The organism is Pseudomonas sp. (genome assembly GCF_050739655.1).
In the GTDB taxonomy this organism is placed as follows: Bacteria; Pseudomonadota; Gammaproteobacteria; order Pseudomonadales; family Pseudomonadaceae; genus Aquipseudomonas.
This window is the reverse complement of sequence record NZ_JBOIBY010000095.1, coordinates 1-18,879: the sequence shown is the minus strand read 5'-3', so window position 1 is coordinate 18,879 and position 18,879 is coordinate 1. Positions and strand designations below refer to the sequence as shown.

At 57.6% G+C, this 18,879-nt stretch carries 17 protein-coding genes; all 17 read left to right on the top strand.

What is annotated here, in order from left to right:
• The coding region (locus ACRESJ_RS05100; RefSeq protein WP_431756926.1) for a 30S ribosomal protein S2 at positions 1-203 on the top strand (203 nt) is incomplete at its 5' end.
• A 191-nt stretch (positions 204-394) separates the two neighbouring features.
• Positions 395-1,258, top strand: a complete 864-nt coding sequence (gene tsf, locus ACRESJ_RS05095; protein ID WP_431756925.1) for a translation elongation factor Ts — start codon at positions 395-397, stop codon at positions 1,256-1,258.
• 210 nt (positions 1,259-1,468) lie between these two features.
• Positions 1,469-2,212 carry a UMP kinase gene (gene pyrH / locus ACRESJ_RS05090; protein WP_003198235.1) on the top strand — a complete coding sequence of 248 codons (744 nt, stop codon included), beginning with the start codon at positions 1,469-1,471 and terminating at the stop codon, positions 2,210-2,212.
• On the top strand, positions 2,209-2,766 hold the full coding sequence (gene frr / locus ACRESJ_RS05085) for a ribosome recycling factor (protein WP_008000041.1): 558 nt from the start codon (positions 2,209-2,211) through the stop codon (positions 2,764-2,766). Before pyrH ends, frr begins: the two co-directional genes overlap by 4 nt.
• 13 nt (positions 2,767-2,779) lie before the next feature.
• Positions 2,780-3,535: a polyprenyl diphosphate synthase gene (gene uppS, locus ACRESJ_RS05080; protein WP_431756924.1), complete on the top strand. Its 756-nt coding sequence runs from the start codon at positions 2,780-2,782 to the stop codon at positions 3,533-3,535.
• A complete protein-coding gene (locus tag ACRESJ_RS05075; protein ID WP_431756923.1) occupies positions 3,535-4,341 on the top strand; it encodes a phosphatidate cytidylyltransferase in 807 nt (268 codons plus the stop codon). Before uppS ends, ACRESJ_RS05075 begins: the two co-directional genes overlap by 1 nt.
• Complete coding sequence (gene ispC / locus ACRESJ_RS05070) at positions 4,338-5,528, top strand: 1-deoxy-D-xylulose-5-phosphate reductoisomerase (RefSeq protein ID WP_431756922.1); 1,191 nt, start codon at positions 4,338-4,340, stop codon at positions 5,526-5,528. Before ACRESJ_RS05075 ends, ispC begins: the two co-directional genes overlap by 4 nt.
• 53 nt (positions 5,529-5,581) lie before the next feature.
• A complete protein-coding gene (rseP, locus tag ACRESJ_RS05065) occupies positions 5,582-6,934 on the top strand; it encodes a sigma E protease regulator RseP (RefSeq protein ID WP_431756921.1) in 1,353 nt (450 codons plus the stop codon).
• 74 nt (positions 6,935-7,008) lie between these two features.
• Positions 7,009-9,384, top strand: coding sequence for an outer membrane protein assembly factor BamA (gene bamA, locus ACRESJ_RS05060; protein WP_431756920.1), 2,376 nt, complete (start codon positions 7,009-7,011; stop codon positions 9,382-9,384).
• 45 nt (positions 9,385-9,429) lie between these two features.
• Positions 9,430-9,933: an OmpH family outer membrane protein gene (locus ACRESJ_RS05055; RefSeq protein ID WP_007990260.1), complete on the top strand. Its 504-nt coding sequence runs from the start codon at positions 9,430-9,432 to the stop codon at positions 9,931-9,933.
• A gap of 3 nt (positions 9,934-9,936) precedes the next feature.
• Positions 9,937-10,992 (top strand): UDP-3-O-(3-hydroxymyristoyl)glucosamine N-acyltransferase, encoded by a 1,056-nt coding sequence (lpxD, locus tag ACRESJ_RS05050; protein ID WP_431756919.1) that lies wholly within the window; start codon positions 9,937-9,939, stop codon positions 10,990-10,992.
• A gap of 108 nt (positions 10,993-11,100) precedes the next feature.
• Positions 11,101-11,541 carry a 3-hydroxyacyl-ACP dehydratase FabZ gene (fabZ, locus tag ACRESJ_RS05045; RefSeq protein ID WP_224533388.1) on the top strand — a complete coding sequence of 147 codons (441 nt, stop codon included), beginning with the start codon at positions 11,101-11,103 and terminating at the stop codon, positions 11,539-11,541.
• The gene (lpxA, locus tag ACRESJ_RS05040; protein WP_431756918.1) at positions 11,538-12,314 is read left to right on the top strand and encodes an acyl-ACP--UDP-N-acetylglucosamine O-acyltransferase; all 777 of its coding nucleotides are present in this window, start codon (positions 11,538-11,540) and stop codon (positions 12,312-12,314) included. Before fabZ ends, lpxA begins: the two co-directional genes overlap by 4 nt.
• 2 nt (positions 12,315-12,316) lie before the next feature.
• Complete coding sequence (gene lpxB / locus ACRESJ_RS05035; RefSeq protein WP_431756917.1) at positions 12,317-13,447, top strand: lipid-A-disaccharide synthase; 1,131 nt, start codon at positions 12,317-12,319, stop codon at positions 13,445-13,447.
• An 11-nt stretch (positions 13,448-13,458) separates the two neighbouring features.
• Positions 13,459-14,085: a ribonuclease HII gene (rnhB, locus tag ACRESJ_RS05030; RefSeq protein ID WP_431756927.1), complete on the top strand. Its 627-nt coding sequence runs from the start codon at positions 13,459-13,461 to the stop codon at positions 14,083-14,085.
• 74 nt (positions 14,086-14,159) lie between these two features.
• Positions 14,160-17,681 carry a DNA polymerase III subunit alpha gene (dnaE, locus tag ACRESJ_RS05025; RefSeq protein WP_431756916.1) on the top strand — a complete coding sequence of 1,174 codons (3,522 nt, stop codon included), beginning with the start codon at positions 14,160-14,162 and terminating at the stop codon, positions 17,679-17,681.
• Positions 17,682-17,820: 139 nt separating this feature from the next.
• A complete protein-coding gene (locus ACRESJ_RS05020) occupies positions 17,821-18,768 on the top strand; it encodes an acetyl-CoA carboxylase carboxyltransferase subunit alpha (RefSeq protein ID WP_431756915.1) in 948 nt (315 codons plus the stop codon).
• Positions 18,769-18,879 lie beyond the last annotated feature (111 nt).

Genomic DNA, 18,879 nt, shown 5'->3' with positions numbered 1-18,879 from the left:
TGGGCATCCCGGTTATCGGCGTAGTCGATACCAACAGCAGCCCGGAAGGCGTTGACTACATCATCCCAGGCAACGATGACGCAATCCGCGCTATCCAGCTGTACATGGGTTCGATGGCTGACGCTGTTATCCGTGGTCGCAACAACGTTTCTGGCGGCACCGAAGTTTTCGTTGAAGAAGCTCCGGCAGCTGCAGCTGAGTAATTGACGCCCTGGCGTTGACTCAGTAAGCAAAAAGGGGGCTTGGCCCCCTTTTTGCCACCTCGAAAACCATTTGTCGGCGGCGCAGCTACAGCATCTGTAACGTGCAGCAGCTTACATAGGTGGTTCGGGAAGAATTGAACGCCCGTTCGATCGGGTGGAATGGTTGAAAACCTATCCAAGAGGAATTTGAAATGGCAGCAATTACTGCGGCGCTGGTCAAAGAACTGCGCGAGCGTACCGGCGAAGGCATGATGGATTGCAAAAAGGCCCTGGAAAAGGCCGACGGCGACATCGAAAAAGCCATTGATGACATGCGTGCTTCGGGCGCCATCAAGGCTGCTAAAAAGGCTGGCAACGTTGCCGCTGAGGGCGCTATCGCCATCAAGGCTGACGACAAGGCAGCCGTGCTGCTGGAAGTCAACTCGCAGACCGACTTCCTGGCCCTGCAAGACGACTTCAAGAACTTCGTCAACGCCAGCGTAGAAAAAGCTTTCGCTGAAAAACTGACCGACGCAGCTCCGCTGATCGCCGCTCAGGAATCGGCTCGTGAAGCCCTGGTTGCCAAAGTTGGCGAAAACGTCAACATTCGTCGCCTGGTTCGCGTTGAAGGTGACGTGGTTGGTACCTACCTGCACGGTAACAAAATCGGTGTTGCTGTTGTCCTGAAGGGCGGCGACGTCCAGCTGGCCAAAGAAATCGCCATGCACGTGGCTGCCAGCAACCCTGAGTTCCTGCTGCCATCGCAGGTTTCGCCAGAAGCCATCGAGCGCGAAAAGGGCGTCTTCCTGCAACTGAACGAAGACAAGATGAAAGGCAAGCCAGCTGAAATCGTCGAGAAGATGATCGCTGGTCGTATCACCAAGTTCCTGGCCGAAGCCAGCCTGGTTGAGCAAGCTTTCGTCATGAATCCTGAGCTGACCGTTGGTGCTCTGGCCAAGAAAGCCGGCGCTGAAATCGTTTCCTTCACCTACTTCAAAGTCGGCGAAGGCATCGAGAAGCCAGTTGACAACTTCGCTGAAGAAGTTGCCGCACAACTGGCTGCTGCCAAGCAATAAGACGGTTTTTTAACTGTCGCCCTGAAGAGGCTGCCCGCTCACGCGCGCAGCCTCTTTTCAGATGGGGCACCAATTTTTATTTGGTTTCCGTTCGGAACTGGCTTACAAAGCCATGTTCCGATAGCGCTGAAGCAGCGCCACGCTAGAGTGACCGCCAGCTGAAAACAGCTCGCAAAGAATTTTTAATTTACGCCGCAGGAGAGATTCGCAATGGCTCAGCAGGGCAGTGGTTATCAGGCTCGCTATAAACGCATTCTACTCAAACTTAGCGGCGAGGCCCTGATGGGCTCGGAAGAGTTCGGGATCGATCCGAAGGTTCTGGATCGCATGGCGTTGGAAGTCGGCCAACTGGTCGGTATCGGTGTGCAGGTCGGTCTGGTGATCGGTGGTGGTAACCTGTTCCGTGGTGCAGCGCTGAGCGCGGCCGGTATGGATCGCGTAACGGGCGACCACATGGGCATGCTGGCCACTGTGATGAATGCCTTGGCCATGCGCGACGCGCTTGAACGTGCCAATATCTCCGCCATCGTGATGTCGGCCATTTCCATGGTGGGCGTGACCGATCACTACGATCGCCGCAAAGCCATGCGTCACCTGAACTCCAAGGAAGTCGTTATTTTTGCAGCGGGTACTGGCAATCCGTTCTTCACCACGGACTCGGCTGCCTGCCTGCGTGCAATCGAAATCGATGCTGATGTCGTACTCAAGGCAACCAAGGTCGATGGCGTCTACACAGCAGATCCATTTAAAGACCCGCATGCCGAGAAGTTCGATCATCTGACCTACGATGAAGTGCTGGATCGCAAGTTGGGCGTGATGGATCTGACGGCTATTTGCCTGTGCCGCGACCACAAGATGCCGCTGCGCGTATTTAACATGAACAAGCCCGGCGCCCTGCTGAATATCGTGCATGGCGGCGCTGAAGGAACCCTGATCGAGGAAGTTCAACAATGATCAACGAAATCAAGAAAGACGCTCAAGAGCGCATGCAAAAATCCGTGGAGTCGCTGGCCCACAACTTCGGTCGCATCCGTACCGGCCAGGCACACCCAAGCATTCTGGAGGGTGTGATGGTCCCGTATTACGGTTCCGACACTCCAATCAAGCAAGTTGCCAACATCACCGTTAAAGATGCTCGTACCCTGCAAGTGGTTGCCTTTGAGCGCAACATGCTGGGTGCTGTCGACAAGGCGATCGGTAGCGCGGGTCTGAACCTCAATCCGACCAACCTGGGCGAGTTGCTGCTGATCTCCATGCCAGCGCTGACCGAAGAAACCCGTAAGGGCTTCACCAAGCAGGCGCGTGATGTCGCTGAAGACGCCCGTGTTGCCGTGCGCAATATCCGTCGTGATGCGAACAGCCAGCTCAAGGATCTGGTCAAGGAAAAAGAAATCAGCGAAGACGAAGAGCGTCGTGCCACTGGTGAAATCGATGATCTGACCAAGAAGTTCGTGGCCAAGATCGACGCAGATCTGGCGCAGAAAGAAAAAGACCTGATGGCCGTATAAGGGTCGCGTTTTCATGGAAAAGACCAAGCAGATTGCGCCCTCCGCGGTGCCGCGCCATGTCGCGATCATCATGGATGGTAATAATCGCTGGGCGAAAAAACGCTTTATGCCGGGTGTCGCCGGGCATAAAGCGGGTGTCGATGCGGTTCGTGCAGTTATTGAGGTTTGCGCGGAATCAGGGGTCGAGGTTTTGACCCTGTTTGCGTTCTCCAGCGAGAACTGGCAGCGTCCGGCCGATGAGGTCAGTGCCTTGATGGACCTGTTCTTCAAGGCATTGCGTCGTGAGGCCAAGCGCCTCAACGACAACAACATCAGCCTGCGGATCATTGGTGATCGTTCGCGCTTTCATCCAGAGCTTCAGGCTGCCATGCGTGAAGCCGAGACCATGACTGCGGGCGCCAATCGGTTCGTCCTGCAGATCGCAGCCAACTACGGTGGCCAGTGGGACATCGCGCAGGCTGCACAGCGTCTGGCGCGCGAGGTTCAGGCAGGGCACCTGCGTCCGGAAGACATTACCCCTGATTTGCTGCAAACCTGTCTGGCTACCGGTGACTTGCCGTTGCCTGACTTGTGCATTCGTACCGGCGGCGAGCATCGCATCAGTAACTTCCTGTTGTGGCAGCTGGCCTACGCCGAATTGTACTTCTCCGACCTGTTCTGGCCGGACTTCAAACACGATGCCATGCGTAACGCATTGGCCGATTTCGCATCCCGCCAGCGTCGCTTCGGTAAAACGAGCGAGCAGGTCGAGGCCGGAGCCCGGGTTTAATGCTTAAACAACGAATCATTACCGCGCTGATCCTGCTGCCGATTGCCTTGTGCGGGTTTTTCCTGCTCGAAGGCTCCGGTTTTGCGTTGTTCATCGGGCTGGTCGTGACCCTCGGTGCCTGGGAGTGGGCGCGATTGGCAGGTTTTACCGCCCAGTCGTTTCGTGTTGGTTATGCCGCTGTCGTCGCGTTGATGCTGTTTGTCATGTACATCCTGCCTGGCCTGGCACCTTGGGTGCTGGGCGCTTCGGTGCTGTGGTGGGGGATTGCGACCTATCTGGTGCTGACGTATCCGCGCTCCAGTGAGCATTGGGCCAGCGCTGCCTGCAAGTTGATGATCGGCCTGTTGATCCTGCTGCCGGCCTGGCAAGGTCTGGTCCAGATCAAGCAGCAGCCTTTGGGTAATTGGCTGATCATGGCGGTGATGGTGCTGGTTTGGGGGGCCGATATTGGCGCCTATTTTTCCGGTCGCGCGTTCGGCAAGCGCAAGCTGGCGCCGCAGGTCAGTCCTGGTAAAAGCTGGGAAGGCGTGTACGGTGGCCTGACCCTGAGCCTGGTCATCACCGTGATCGTCGGTTTTGTCCGTGACTGGACCGTCGCCGAGCTGTTCAAGGGGCTGATCGGCGCAGCCTTGATCGTTTTCATCTCGGTCGTGGGCGACCTCACCGAGAGCATGTTCAAGCGCCAATCCGGGATCAAGGACAGCAGCAATCTGTTGCCTGGCCATGGTGGTGTGCTGGACCGGATTGACAGTCTGACCGCAGCAATTCCTGTGTTCGCCGTTCTGTTGTGGATGGCGGCGCCATGAGCCGTCCCCAGCAGATTACCGTTCTGGGGGCAACCGGTTCGATCGGTCTGAGCACCCTCGATGTCATCGCTCGTCATCCCGGGCGCTATCAAGCCTTTGCACTAAGCGGTTTCACGCGTTTGAGTGAATTGCTGGCATTGTGCGTGCGTCATACACCGCGATTCGCCGTCGTGCCTGAAGTCGCGGCAGCGCGAAGCCTGCAGGACGATTTGCGTGCGGCTGGCCTCTCGACCCGTGTGCTGGTGGGTGAGGAAGGCTTGTGTCAGGTCGCTGCCGACCCTGAAGTTGATGCGGTCATGGCAGCCATTGTGGGTGCAGCAGGTTTGCGCCCGACGTTGGCAGCTGTCGAAGCGGGCAAGAAAATTCTTCTCGCCAACAAAGAAGCACTGGTCATGTCTGGTGCCTTGTTCATGCAGGCTGTGCGCAAAAGCGGTTCGGTATTACTGCCGATCGACAGTGAGCACAATGCGATTTTCCAGTGCATGCCGCATGATTTTGCCCGTGGTCTGAGCTCAGTCGGGGTGCGTCGGATTTTACTGACGGCCTCTGGCGGCCCGTTCCGACAAACGCCTTTGGCTGAATTGGCGCATGTTTCCCCTGAGCAGGCATGCGCTCACCCGAACTGGTCCATGGGGCGCAAGATTTCGGTGGATTCAGCCAGCATGATGAACAAAGGGCTTGAGTTGATCGAGGCCTGTTGGTTGTTCGATGCCAAGCCGTCCCAGGTCGAGGTGGTGATTCACCCGCAAAGCGTGATCCATTCGTTGGTTGACTACATTGATGGCTCGGTATTGGCCCAATTGGGCAATCCGGATATGCGTACGCCAATTGCCAACGCACTGGCCTGGCCGGAGCGAATCGACTCCGGTGTGCCACCGTTGGACTTGTTTGCCATCGCGCGACTGGACTTCCAGGTCCCGGACGAAGAGCGCTTTCCTTGCCTGCGCCTTGCGCGTCAGGCGGCAGAGGCGGGCAACAGCGCTCCGGCAATGCTCAATGCTGCGAATGAAGTGGCTGTGGCAGCCTTTCTCGACGGACGGGTTCGTTACCCGGAAATCGCGAGTATCATCGAAGAAACACTGAATCTCGAGCCTGTGGTAGAAGTCGATGATCTCGAGGCAGTGTTCACGGCGGATGCGAAGGCGCGTTTGCTGGCCGAACAATGGTTGAATCGTCACGGGCGGTAAGTGCTGCAACGCGTTGCCCCATGCAGTACCGGATAGGAATGCGGAGAAAGTAGATGAGCGCGCTCTATATGATTGTCGGCACCCTGGTGGCTTTGGGTGTGCTGGTTACCTTCCACGAGTTCGGCCATTTCTGGGTCGCGCGTCGCTGTGGGGTCAAAGTGCTGCGTTTCTCCGTAGGCTTCGGCATGCCGCTGCTGCGCTGGCACGATAAGCAAGGCACCGAGTTCGTGGTGGCCGCCATCCCGCTGGGCGGCTACGTGAAAATGCTCGACGAGCGTGAAGGTGAAGTTCCCGCCGATCAGATCGATCAGTCCTTCAATCGCAAGTCCGTCCGCCAACGCATTGCTATCGTTGCTGCCGGGCCGATTGCCAACTTTCTACTGGCCTTGGGATTCTTCTGGGTCTTGGCCATGCTCGGCAGCGAGCAGGTTCGCCCAGTCATTGGTGCTGTGGAATCCGGCAGCATCGCCGCCAGGGCAGGTTTGAGTGCCGGTCAGGAAATCATCTCCATTGATGGTGAGCCAACCTCCGGTTGGGCGGCGGTGAATTTGCAGCTGGTCCGTCGCCTCGGGGAAAGCGGCTCGATGCAGGTGCTGGTCCGCGATCAGGGGTCTTCGATAGATTCGCCTCGTGAACTGGCGCTGGACAAGTGGCTCAAGGGGGCCGACGAGCCGGATCCAATCCGTTCGCTGGGCATTCGACCTTGGCGTCCGGCATTGCCGCCAATCCTGGCAGAGCTTGATCCGAAAGGTCCGGCGCAGGCTGCCGGGCTGAAGATGGGGGACCGTCTGATTGCCCTGGATGGCAAGTCGCTGGATGACTGGCAGCAAGTGGTCGATATCGTCCGTATGCGTCCTGATACCAAAATCTTGATGCGGGTCGAGCGCGACGGTGCTCAAATCGACGTCCCTGTCACATTGGCTGCCCGCGGCGAGCGCAAGGAACCCACGGGTTACCTGGGGGCTGGGGTGAAAGCTGTCGATTGGCCACCGGAGATGATCCGCGAGGTCAGCTTCGGGCCTTTGGCCGCAATCGGTGAGGGGGCTCGACGCACCTGGACCATGAGCCTGCTGACCCTTGATTCGCTGAAGAAAATGTTGTTCGGTGAGCTCTCGGTAAAAAACTTGAGTGGACCGATAACCATTGCTAAAGTGGCGGGCGCTTCGGCCCAGTCGGGTGTCGCTGATTTCCTGAATTTCCTTGCTTATCTGAGTATTAGCCTGGGGGTTCTGAATTTGCTGCCCATTCCTGTGCTGGATGGGGGGCATTTGTTGTTTTATCTGATTGAGTGGGCGCGTGGTCGTCCCTTGTCGGATCGGGTACAAGGTTGGGGGGTACAGATCGGTATCAGCTTGGTGGTTGGAGTGATGTTGCTTGCTCTGGTCAACGATCTGGGTCGTCTGTAGTACTTTGCTGAATTGCGAATCTGCCGCATTTTGCGGCAGTTTGTTTATTGCCAGTTGGAATAAGAAAGGACTTCATGAAACGTCTGTTGCTAACTGCGGTTCTCTCCGTATTGATGATCGCCGAAGCTCACGCCGAATCCTTCACTATCTCTGATATTCGCGTCAATGGCCTCCAGCGGGTCTCCGCGGGTAGCGTCTTTGGGGCTTTGCCGTTGAACGTCGGTGAAGTGGCGGATGATCATCGCCTGGTGGAATCCACTCGTGCGCTGTTCAAAACCGGGTTCTTTCAAGATATCCAGCTGGGCCGTGATGGCAACGTCCTTGTCATTACAGTAGTCGAGCGTCCGTCAGTTGCCAGTATCGAGATTGAAGGTAACAAGGCAATTTCCACCGAGGACCTGATGAAGGGCCTCAAGCAGTCCGGTCTGGCTGAAGGTGAGATCTTCCAGCGCGCTACCCTCGAAGGTGTACGTAACGAACTGCAGCGCCAGTACGTCGCTCAAGGCCGCTACTCGGCTACCGTTGACACTGAAGTGGTGCCGCAACCGCGCAACCGCGTTGGCTTGAAGGTCAATATCAACGAAGGCACCGTTGCTGCTATCCAGCACATCAACGTGGTGGGTAACACGGTCTTCCCTGATGAAGACCTGATCGATCTGTTCGAACTCAAGACTACCAACTGGTTGTCGTTCTTCAAGAACGACGACAAGTATGCCCGTGAAAAACTTTCCGGTGACCTGGAGCGTCTGCGTTCCTACTATCTGGATCGTGGCTATATCAACATGGATATCGCTTCGACCCAGGTGTCCATCACTCCGGACAAGAAACACGTCTATATCACCGTCAACATCAACGAAGGCGACAAGTACACCGTTCGTGATGTGAAACTGAGCGGCGACCTGAAAGTGCCTGAAGACCAGGTCAAGTCCCTGCTGCTGGTCCAGAAAGGCCAGGTATTCTCTCGCAAGCTGATGACCACCACTTCCGAGTTGATTACCCGTCGTCTGGGTAACGAAGGCTATACCTTCGCCAACGTTAACGGTGTGCCACAGCCTCATGATGACGATCACACGGTCGACATCACCTTTGCGGTCGATCCGGGCAAGCGTGCCTACGTGAACCGTATCAACTTCCGTGGCAACACCAAGTCCGAAGACGAAGTGCTGCGTCGTGAAATGCGTCAGATGGAAGGTGGTTGGGCTTCGACCTACCTGATCGACCAGTCCAAGACCCGTCTGGAGCGCCTGGGCTTCTTCAAGGAAGTCAACGTCGAAACGCCAGCGGTGCCGGGCGTCGATGACCAGGTCGATGTCAACTACAGCGTTGAAGAACAAGCCTCCGGTTCGATTACTGCCAGCGTCGGTTTTGCCCAGAGCGCAGGTTTGATCCTGGGCGGTTCGATCACCCAGAACAACTTCCTGGGTACTGGTAACAAAGTCAGCATTGGTTTGACCCGCAGTCAATACCAGAGTCGCTATAACTTCGGTTATGTCGACCCCTACTGGACTGCTGACGGTGTGAGCCTGGGTTACAACGCGTTCTATCGCACCACCGACTACAACGACCTTGATGTCAGCGTAGCCAGCTACTCCGTGGACAGCCTGGGTGCCGGTGTGAGCGTTGGTTACCCAATCAGCGAGACTTCGCGTCTGACTTTCGGTCTGACTGCCCAGCAGGACGAGATCAAGACCGGTGTGTATACCGTTGATGAGATCTTCGACTTCGTTAATAAGGAAGGCGACAAATACCTGAACTTCAAGGCTTCGGCCGGTTGGTCCGAATCCACCCTGAACAAAGGTGTGCTCGCCACTCGCGGTCACTCCCAGAGCCTGGTGCTGGAAACCACGGTTCCGGGCAGCGACCTGTCGTTCTTCAAGCTTGACTACCGTGGCCAGATGTTCCAACCGTTGAGCGAGAACTACACCATGCGCCTGCATACCGAGTTGGGTTACGGCGATGGTTACGGTTCGACCGATGGCTTGCCATTCTATGAAAACTACTATGCTGGTGGTTTCAATTCGGTTCGCGGCTTCAAGGACAGCACCCTGGGTCCACGCAGTACGCCAAGTACCGGTAAAAACCCCGGTACCAAGTTCGACCCGGACCAGGACCCGCTACCGTTTGGTGGTAACGTCCTGATTCAGGGTGGTGCGGAAGTTCTGTTCCCGCTACCGTTCATCAAGGATCAGCGTTCCCTGCGTACTTCGGTATTCTGGGATGTGGGTAACGTGTTTGACTCGTCTTGCTCGGACATCACAAATGCCGATGGTACGAAGTCCAAAACCAAGTGCAACGACATCAGCCTGAGCAACATGGCCAGTTCCGTCGGTCTGGGTGTTACCTGGGTCACCGCACTGGGTCCTCTGAGTTTCGCGGTGGCCATGCCAGTCAAGAAACCGGATGAGGCTGAAACTCAAGTGTTCCAATTCTCCCTCGGCCAGACGTTCTAAGCGTCTGACCCAAGATAACGACAATGGATTTTGTAGGAGTGCATCGTGCGTAAGTTGACTCAATTGGTTCTCCTGGCTTCCGTACTGGTAGCAGGTCCGGCATTTGCCGACATGAAAATCGCCGTTCTGAACTATCAGATGGCGCTCCTGGAATCCGACGCGGCCAAGAAATATGCCGTGGATGCCGAGAAAAAGTTCGGTCCTCAACTGACCAAGCTCAAAACTCTGGAAAGCAGCGCCAAGGGTATTCAGGATCGTCTGATGGCCGGTGGCGACAAGATGCAGCAAGGCGAGCGTGAGCGCCTGGAACTTGAATTCAAGCAAAAGGCCCGTGACTTCCAGTTCCAGTCCAAGGAGCTGAACGAAGCCAAGGCTGTTGCTGACCGTGAAATGCTGAAACAGCTCAAGCCGAAACTGGACAGCGCTGTGGAAGAAGTCATCAAGAAAGGTGCTTTTGACCTGGTCTTCGAGCGTGGCGCAGTGATTGATGTCAAGCCTCAGTACGACATCACGCGCCAGGTTATCGAGCGCATGAATCAGCTGAAGTAACCCATGATCGCGACTAAAAAGCTCGGCCAGCTGGCCGAGTTCCTCGGCGCCACACTACGTGGCGACCCGGAGAAAGAAATCACTGGGCTAGCCACCTTGCAGGAGGCTGGCCCAGCTCAGTTGAGCTTTCTCGCAAACCCCCAGTACCGTAAATACCTGGCAAGCAGTCAGGCTGCAGCTCTGTTGCTGAAAGCCGCTGACGCTGAAGGTTTTTCCGGCAATGCACTGGTGGTGCCTGATCCGTATGCGGCCTACGCCCGCATTTCCCACTTGTTCGATCCCAAGCCCCAAGCTGCTTCGGGGGTTCATCCGACTGCAGTGATTGCTGCGGACGCGGTGGTTGACCCGACTGCGAGTATCGGTGCCTTTGTGGTCATCGAAAGCGGGGCGCATATCGCTGCCGGTACAACTGTGGGCGCGCACTGCTTCATCGGTGCCCGTAGCGTTGTTGGTGAAGGTGGCTGGCTCGCACCACGGGTGACTTTGTATCACGATGTTCGCGTTGGAAAGCGGGTGGTCATCCAGTCCGGTGCCGTGCTGGGTGGCGAAGGTTTCGGCTTTGCCAACGAGAAAGGTGTCTGGCAGAAGATTGCACAGATTGGCGGCGTTTCCATTGGCGACGACGTGGAAATCGGCGTGAACACCGCCATCGATCGTGGCGCCTTGGCCGATACCATCATTGGTAACGGTGTGAAGCTCGACAATCAGATTCAGATTGCCCACAACGTACAGGTCGGTGATCACACCGCCATGGCCGCGTGTGTGGGGATTTCCGGCAGCACCAAAATCGGCAAGCACTGCATGCTTGCCGGTGGCGTAGGGCTGGTGGGGCATATCGATATTTGCGACAACGTTTTCATCACCGGGATGACCATGGTGACCCACTCGATCACCGAGCCGGGCGCTTATTCATCCGGTACGGCGATGCAGCCAGCGGCCGAATGGCGCAAAAGCGCGGCACGTCTGCGTCAGCTCGATGACATCGCGCGACGTTTGCGACAGCTGGAAAAGCAAGCAGGGGAAGTGACCCCTGGCGGTAATGCTTCATCAGATGGCTGATACCATTTCCATATCAAGTGTGCGCAACCGCTAGTTTGCGTACTTGATTTGCTAGAGAAGTGTGCATCAGTCGCGCGCTTCCAATCTTTACATAGGCTTCCCCCCGAAATGATGGACATCAACGAGATTCGCGAATACCTGCCTCACCGTTACCCGTTCCTGCTGGTGGATCGGGTCGTGGATCTGGATGTGGAAGAGAAGCGCATTCGCGCCTACAAGAATGTCAGCATCAACGAACCATTCTTCAATGGCCACTTTCCCGCGCATCCAATCATGCCGGGCGTGCTGATCATCGAAGCGATGGCTCAGGCTGCCGGGATCCTCGGTTTCAAAATGCTCGACGTGAAGCCGGCCGATGGCACCCTCTACTACTTCGTCGGTTCCGACAAGCTGCGCTTCCGTCAGCCGGTATTGCCGGGCGATCAGTTGATTCTTGAAGCCAAGTTCCTGAGCTGCAAGCGCCAGATCTGGAAATTCGAGTGCCAGGCTTCGGTCGATGGCAAGCCGGTCTGCTCCGCCGAGATCATCTGCGCGGAACGCAAACTATGAGTTTGATTGACCCTCGCGCAATCATCGATCCGGCGGCCGTCCTGGCTGACGGTGTCGAGGTCGGCCCATGGTCGATCATCGGCGCAGGTGTGGAGATCGGCGAGGGGACAGTCATCGGGCCGCACGTGATTCTCAAAGGCCCGACCCGGATCGGCAAGCACAACCGTATCTACCAGTTTTCATCGGTAGGCGAGGACACGCCTGATCTGAAATACAAAGGCGAAGAGACTCGCCTGGTGATCGGTGACCACAACGTCATTCGCGAAGGCGTGACGATTCATCGTGGGACCATTCAGGACCGTTCGGAAACGACCCTGGGCGATCACAACCTGATCATGGCGTACGCTCACATTGGCCATGACAGCGTTATCGGCAATCACTGCATTCTGGTCAACAACACTGCGCTGGCTGGCCACGTGCACGTCGAAGATTGGGCCATCCTGTCTGGTTTTACCCTGGTCCACCAGTATTGCCACATCGGTGCCCACAGCTTTTCCGGCATGGGCACGGCCATTGGCAAGGACGTTCCCGCCTACGTCACGGTGTTTGGTAATCCGGCCGAAGCCCGCAGCATGAACTTCGAGGGCATGCGCCGTCGCGGTTTCAGCGAAGATGCGATTCACGCCCTGCGTCGTGCCTATAAGGTGGTCTACCGCCAAGGGCTGACGGTTGAACAGGCGCTCGCTGAACTGTCCGAGCCTTCGCTCCAGTTCCCGGAAGTCGCAGTGTTTCGTGACTCCATCCAGTCTTCGACCCGCGGCATCACCCGCTAATCATGGCTAATCTGCGTATTGCACTGGTAGCAGGTGAGGCTTCCGGCGACATTCTGGGCGCGGGCCTCATGCGTGCGCTCAAGGCTCGCCACCCGACGGTCGAGTTCATTGGTGTCGGTGGCCCGCTGATGCAGGCCGAGGGCTTGAACTCGTATTTCCCGATGGAACGCCTTTCGGTCATGGGCCTGGTGGAAGTGCTGGGCCGATTGCGCGAGCTTCTGGCGCGTCGCAAGAAGCTGGTCGCCGACCTGATCGCTGCGCAACCGGACGTGTTTATCGGGATCGATGCGCCTGACTTCAACCTCAATATTGAGCTCAAGCTGCGTCATGCCGGAATCAAGACTGTGCATTACGTCAGCCCGTCTGTCTGGGCGTGGCGGCAGAAGCGTGTGCTGAAGATTCGCGAAGGCTGCGATCTGATGCTGACGCTGTTCCCGTTCGAAGCCAGGTTTTACGAAGAGAAGGGTGTGCCGGTCCGGTTTGTCGGGCACTCCCTGGCTGACGCGATTCCGCTCGAAGCCGATCGCGCTGCTGCGCGAGCCGAACTGGGCTTGCCTGACGGTCCGCTGGTGGCGTTGATGCCGGGCAGTCGTGGCGGTGAAGTCGGTCGCCTTGGCGCGCTGTTTCTCGATACCGCGCAGCGCCTGAGGGCCATGCGCCCGGGCGTTCGCTTCGTCATGCCTTGCGCCAGTCCTGAGCGCCGAGCACAGCTGGAAGAGATGCTGGCTGGTCGCGATTTGCCTCTGACCTTGCTCGATGGAAAGTCGCATTTGGCCTTGGCCGCCTGCGATGCGGTGCTGATCGCCTCGGGAACGGCGACGCTGGAAGCGTTGTTGTACAAACGGCCAATGGTGGTTGCTTATCGCCTGGCGCCGCTGACGTTCTGGATCCTCAAGCGCATGGTGAAAAGCCCCTACGTCTCCTTGCCGAACTTGCTGGCCCAGCGATTGCTGGTGCCCGAGTTGCTGCAGGATGATGCGACGGTCGAGGCATTGGCCCAGACCTTGTCGCCGCTGATCGAGGATGGCGAAGAGCAGACTCGCGGCTTCGACGAAATTCACCGGACCTTGCGTCTGGATGCCTCCAACCAGGCTGCGGATGCAGTGCTCAACCTGATCGGCCCAGCACAATGAGTAAAACAAGCATGCAGATGGGGCTGGATTTCACCTTGGTCGCCGAAGTTGAAGAGCTGGTCGCCGGTGTTGACGAGGTCGGCCGTGGCCCACTCTGTGGTGCGGTGGTCACCGCAGCAGTGATCCTCGATCCGAACCGTCCGATCCTGGGCTTGAATGACTCGAAGAAACTAACCGAGGCCCGCCGTGAGAAGCTCTACGACGAAATCCGCGAAAAAGCCCTGAGCTGGTGCATTGCCCGAGCGGAAGTCGAAGAAATCGACGAGTTGAACATCCTGCACGCCACCATGCTGGCCATGCAGCGTGCCGTGGCCGGGCTGCACATCCAGCCAAAGCTGGCGATGATCGACGGTAATCGTTGCCCTAAATTGCCGATGCGCGCCGAGGCGGTGGTGAAAGGTGATGCCAAGGTCCCGGCCATCGCGGCGGCGTCGATTCTGGCCAAGGTCAGCCGCGATCGTGAAATGGCAGCATTTGAACTGATTTATCCAGGTTATGGCATTGGCGGTCACAAGGGCTACCCGACCCCCGTTCATCTGGAAGCGCTGGCTCGCCTGGGGCCGACCCCGATTCACCGTCGCTCGTTTGCCCCCGTACGGCTAGCGTACGAGGCGCGTGAAAGCCTCATCGAGAGTTAGTCGCAAGGCTGATTTTTTTTGCCAAGGCCCGGTACAATCCGGGCCTTGTTGTTTTCATGACTTACAGGATCACTATGCCGGCTTCATTCGTTCATCTACGCCTGCACACTGAATATTCCCTGGTCGACGGTCTGGTGCGCGTAAAACCGCTGGTCAAGACCCTGGTCGGCATGAACATGCCTGCTGTTGCGGTCACCGACCAGAACAACATGTGTTCCCTGGTCAAATTCTATAAAAACGCCATGGGTGCCGGGATCAAGCCGATCTGCGGCGCCGACCTGTGGTTGTCGAACAAGGATCCCGATGCCCCGCTGAGCAAGATCAGCCTGCTGGTGATGAACCCTCTGGGCTATCGCAATCTGACCGAGTTGATCTCCCGTGGCTTTATCGATGGCCAGCGCAATGGTCTGGTCATCGTCGAGCGTGAGTGGGTGGCCGAAGCCAATGAAGGCTTGATCATGCTGTCGGCAGCGAAAGAGGGTGAGATCGGCATGGCAATGCTGGCCGGCAACCCGGGCGAAGCCGAAAACCTGGCGCGTGAGTGGATGGCGGTGTTTGGCGACCGTTTTTATCTCGAAATCCAGCGTACCAACCGCCCCAATGACGAAGAGCAACTGCACGGTGCAGTAGCGCTGGCCGACAAGCTTGACGCGCCACTGGTCGCGACCAACGACGTGCGGTTTATCAAGCAGAGTGATTTCGACGCCCACGAGACCCGCGTCTGCATCGGTGAGGGCCGCGCGCTCGACGATCCGCGGCGTTCGAAGAACTACAGCGATCAGCAATACCTCAAAAGTGCCGAGGAAATGGCCGAGCTGTTCAGCGACATTCCCGAGGCGCTGGAAAATACCGTCGAGATTGCCAAGCGTTGCAACATTCATGTGCAACTGGGCAAACACTTTCTGCCCGACTTTCCTACGCCCAATGGCATGGGGATCGACGATTACCTGCGTCACGTTTCCCACGAAGGCCTGGAAGAGCGTCTGGCGGTGTTGTGGCCCAAAGACACCACTCCCAATTACGAAGAGAAGCGCCAGGTCTACCTCGACCGCCTGAAGTTCGAGCTGGATATCATCATCCAGATGGGGTTCCCCGGTTACTTCCTGATCGTTATGGACTTCATCAAGTGGGCCAAGAACAACGGCGTGCCGGTGGGCCCTGGCCGGGGATCGGGTGCCGGTTCGCTGGTGGCCTACGTGCTGAAGATCACGGACCTCGATCCACTGGCCTATGACCTGCTGTTCGAACGTTTCCTCAACCCGGAACGGGTTTCCATGCCCGACTTCGACGTCGACTTCTGCATGGACGGTCGCGATCGGGTGATCGAGTACGTGGCCGACGCCTATGGCCGTAACGCGGTGAGTCAGATCATCACCTTCGGCACCATGGCCGCCAAGGCGGTGGTGCGTGACGTGGCGCGGGTGCAGGGCAAGTCCTATGGCCTGGCGGACCGCCTGTCGAAGATGATCCCCTTCGAAGTCGGCATGACCCTGGACAAAGCTTACGAGCAGGAAGAAATCCTGCGCGATTTCCTCAAGGTCGACGAGGACGCCAAGGAAATCTGGGACATGGCGCTCAAGCTCGAGGGCGTGTGCCGTGGTACAGGCAAGCACGCCGGTGGCGTGGTTATCGCGCCGACCAAGCTCACCGACTTCTCGCCGATCGCCTGTGATGAAGAGGGCGGCGGCCTGGTGACCCAGTTCGACAAGGATGACGTCGAGGCAGCTGGTCTGGTGAAGTTCGACTTCCTGGGTCTGCGGACCCTGACCATCATCAAGTGGGCGATGGAAACCATCAACCGCGAGCAGGCCAAGCAAGGCCTGGACGACCTGAACATCGACTTCATCCCGCTGGATGACAAGAAAACCTTCGATCTGCTGCAGAAAGCCGAAACCACGGCGGTGTTCCAGCTTGAATCGCGAGGCATGAAGGAGCTGATCAAGAAGCTCAAGCCCGACTGCCTGGAAGACCTGATTGCACTGGTGGCGTTGTTCCGTCCCGGTCCGCTGCAATCGGGCATGGTGGACGACTTCATCAACCGCAAGCACGGTCGCGCCGAATTGGCGTACCCGCACTCGGACTATCAGTACGAAGGCCTCAAGCCTGTATTGGCACCGACCTACGGCATCATCCTGTATCAAGAACAGGTGATGCAGATTGCCCAGGTCATGGCCGGTTACACCCTCGGTGGTGCGGACATGCTGCGTCGAGCCATGGGTAAGAAAAAACCCGAAGAAATGGCCAAGCAGCGCGGCGGTTTCATTGAGGGTTGCGCCTCCAACAATATTGATGCGGACCTTGCCGGTAACATTTTCGACCTGGTAGAGAAGTTCGCCGGTTACGGCTTCAACAAGTCGCACTCCGCCGCCTATGGCCTGGTGTCCTACCAGACCGCGTGGCTGAAGACGCACTTCCCGGCGCCATTCATGGCGGCGGTGCTCTCGGCGGATATGCACAACACCGACAAGGTCGTGACCTTGATCGAAGAAGTGCGCAACATGAAGTTGCGCCTTGATGCGCCGGATGTGAACACCTCGGAGTTCAAATTCACTGTGAACGACGAGGGCCGGATAATTTACGGCCTGGGGGCTATCAAGGGGGTTGGCGAAGGGCCGGTTGAGGCGATCACCGAGGCGCGACAAAACGGCCCGTTCAAGGACCTGTTCGACTTCTGCGCCCGTGTCGACCTCAAGCGCATCAACAAACGGACCCTTGATGGCTTGATCCGTAGCGGTGCGCTGGATCGTCTCGGCCCGTACTTCCATGACGAGCCGAAAGCCTATCAGGCCAATATCGACCGTAATCGGGCAGTGCTGCTGACAGCATTGGAGGAGGCGATCAAGGCCGCCGAACAAACCGCAAGGACCCACGACAGTGGCCATGCGGACCTCTTTGGTGGCCTTTTTGTCGAAGAAGATTCCGATGTCTACGCCACTCATCGCAAGGCCAGGGAGCTGACACTCAAAGAGCGGCTCAAAGGTGAGAAAGACACCTTGGGCCTCTACCTGACCGGGCACCCGATCGACGAATACGAAGGTGAAATCCGTCGTTTCGCTCGCCAGCGCATCATCGATCTGAAACCTGCGCGTGATACTCAGACCGTTGCCGGCATGATCATCGCGCTGCGGGTGATGAAGAACAAAAAGGGCGACAAGATGGGGTTCATCACCCTGGATGACCGCTCGGGACGCATCGAAGCGTCGCTGTTTGCCGATGCGTTCCACTCCGCGCAAGCCCTGTTGCAGACGGATGCGATGGTGGTGGTCGAAGGCGAAGTCAGTAACGACGACTTCTCTGGTGGCCTGCGGTTGCGGGTCAAACGGGTGATGAGCATGGAGGATGCGCGCACCAACCTGGCTGAAAGCCTGCGTCTGAAGGTTCAGACCCAGGATCTCAAGGGCGATCAGCTACGCTGGTTGGGCGACCTGTTCAAGCGTCACCGCGGTGCGTGCCCGATCACCATGGAGTACACCAGCCCCGATGCGAAGGCCTTGTTGCAGTTCGGCGAAGGCTGGCGAATCGATCCGGCGGATGCGTTGATTCAAGCCCTGCGTGACCAGTTCGGGCGAGACAACGTCTTCCTCCAATACCGTTAATGGTCAGCGCTATCAGTTTGCCCTGAGCGTGACCTGAATTTTTAATCTCGACCTGAACGCGCCTCTCCCTTAAGGTAGGGCGCGAATAGACAACCGGCCGGCCCAAGCTCTCTTGGACGTCGACCCAAGACGGACGCCTATGAACCCGAATTTCCTGGATTTCGAACAGCCGATCGCCGACCTGCAAGCCAAGATCGAAGAGTTGCGCTTGGTCGGTAATGACAATTCGCTGAATATCGGCGATGAGATCTCCCGCCTGCAGGACAAAAGCAAAACCTTGACCGAGGACATCTTCGGCAAGTTGACCAGCTGGCAGATCGCACGTCTGGCGCGCCACCCGAAGCGTCCATACACCCTGGACTACATCGATCACATCTTCACCGAGTTCGATGAATTGCACGGCGACCGCCACTTCTCCGACGACGCCGCCATCGTGGGTGGTATCGCCCGTCTGGACGACCAGCCAGTGATGGTCATCGGTCACCAGAAAGGCCGCGAGGTGCGCGAAAAGGTTCGCCGCAATTTCGGCATGCCGCGTCCGGAAGGCTACCGCAAGGCCTGCCGTCTGATGGAGATGGCCGAACGCTTCAAAATGCCGATCCTGACCTTCATCGATACCCCTGGCGCTTACCCAGGCATCGACGCTGAAGAGCGCAACCAGAGCGAAGCGATCGCGTGGAACCTGCGTGTCATGGCTCGCTTGAAAACCCCAATCATTGCCACCGTGATCGGTGAAGGTGGTTCCGGTGGCGCACTGGCAATCGGCGTTTGCGATCAGTTGAACATGCTGCAGTACTCGACCTACGCGGTGATCTCGCCGGAAGGTTGCGCTTCGATCCTGTGGAAAACCGCGGAAAAGGCACCGGATGCCGCGGAAGCCATGGGCATCACCGCCGAGCGCCTCAAGGGCCTGGGCATCGTGGACAAGGTGATCGGCGAGCCTCTGGGTGGTGCACACCGTGATCCGGCCACTGCGGCTGCCTCGATCCGTGCCGAACTGAGCTCGCAACTGGCCATGCTCAAGAAGCTCGATCACAAGGCGCTGCTGGACCGTCGTTACGAGCGTCTGATGAGCTACGGTCTCTAACCAGACCTCGCTTCATCCATGTGGGAGCGGGCTTGCTCGCGAAGGGGCATCAGATTCAACATCATTGTTGACTGACACACCGCCTTCGCGAGCAAGCCCGCTCCCACATTT

What these genes read in the sequence shown, in the direction of transcription:
- rseP (WP_431756921.1), top strand. Translation starts at nt 5,582, where the DNA reads ATGAGCGCGCTCTATATGATTGTCGGCACCCTGGTGGCTTTGGGTGTG.
- ACRESJ_RS05075 (WP_431756923.1), top strand. Translation starts at nt 3,535, where the DNA reads ATGCTTAAACAACGAATCATTACCGCGCTGATCCTGCTGCCGATTGCC.
- rnhB (WP_431756927.1), top strand. Translation starts at nt 13,459, where the DNA reads ATGCAGATGGGGCTGGATTTCACCTTGGTCGCCGAAGTTGAAGAGCTG.
- lpxD (WP_431756919.1), top strand. Translation starts at nt 9,937, where the DNA reads ATGATCGCGACTAAAAAGCTCGGCCAGCTGGCCGAGTTCCTCGGCGCC.
- uppS (WP_431756924.1), top strand. Translation starts at nt 2,780, where the DNA reads ATGGAAAAGACCAAGCAGATTGCGCCCTCCGCGGTGCCGCGCCATGTC.
- fabZ (WP_224533388.1), top strand. Translation starts at nt 11,101, where the DNA reads ATGATGGACATCAACGAGATTCGCGAATACCTGCCTCACCGTTACCCG.
- tsf (WP_431756925.1), top strand. Translation starts at nt 395, where the DNA reads ATGGCAGCAATTACTGCGGCGCTGGTCAAAGAACTGCGCGAGCGTACC.
- ispC (WP_431756922.1), top strand. Translation starts at nt 4,338, where the DNA reads ATGAGCCGTCCCCAGCAGATTACCGTTCTGGGGGCAACCGGTTCGATC.
- lpxA (WP_431756918.1), top strand. Translation starts at nt 11,538, where the DNA reads ATGAGTTTGATTGACCCTCGCGCAATCATCGATCCGGCGGCCGTCCTG.
- lpxB (WP_431756917.1), top strand. Translation starts at nt 12,317, where the DNA reads ATGGCTAATCTGCGTATTGCACTGGTAGCAGGTGAGGCTTCCGGCGAC.
- bamA (WP_431756920.1), top strand. Translation starts at nt 7,009, where the DNA reads ATGAAACGTCTGTTGCTAACTGCGGTTCTCTCCGTATTGATGATCGCC.
- pyrH (WP_003198235.1), top strand. Translation starts at nt 1,469, where the DNA reads ATGGCTCAGCAGGGCAGTGGTTATCAGGCTCGCTATAAACGCATTCTA.
- frr (WP_008000041.1), top strand. Translation starts at nt 2,209, where the DNA reads ATGATCAACGAAATCAAGAAAGACGCTCAAGAGCGCATGCAAAAATCC.
- ACRESJ_RS05020 (WP_431756915.1), top strand. Translation starts at nt 17,821, where the DNA reads ATGAACCCGAATTTCCTGGATTTCGAACAGCCGATCGCCGACCTGCAA.
- dnaE (WP_431756916.1), top strand. Translation starts at nt 14,160, where the DNA reads ATGCCGGCTTCATTCGTTCATCTACGCCTGCACACTGAATATTCCCTG.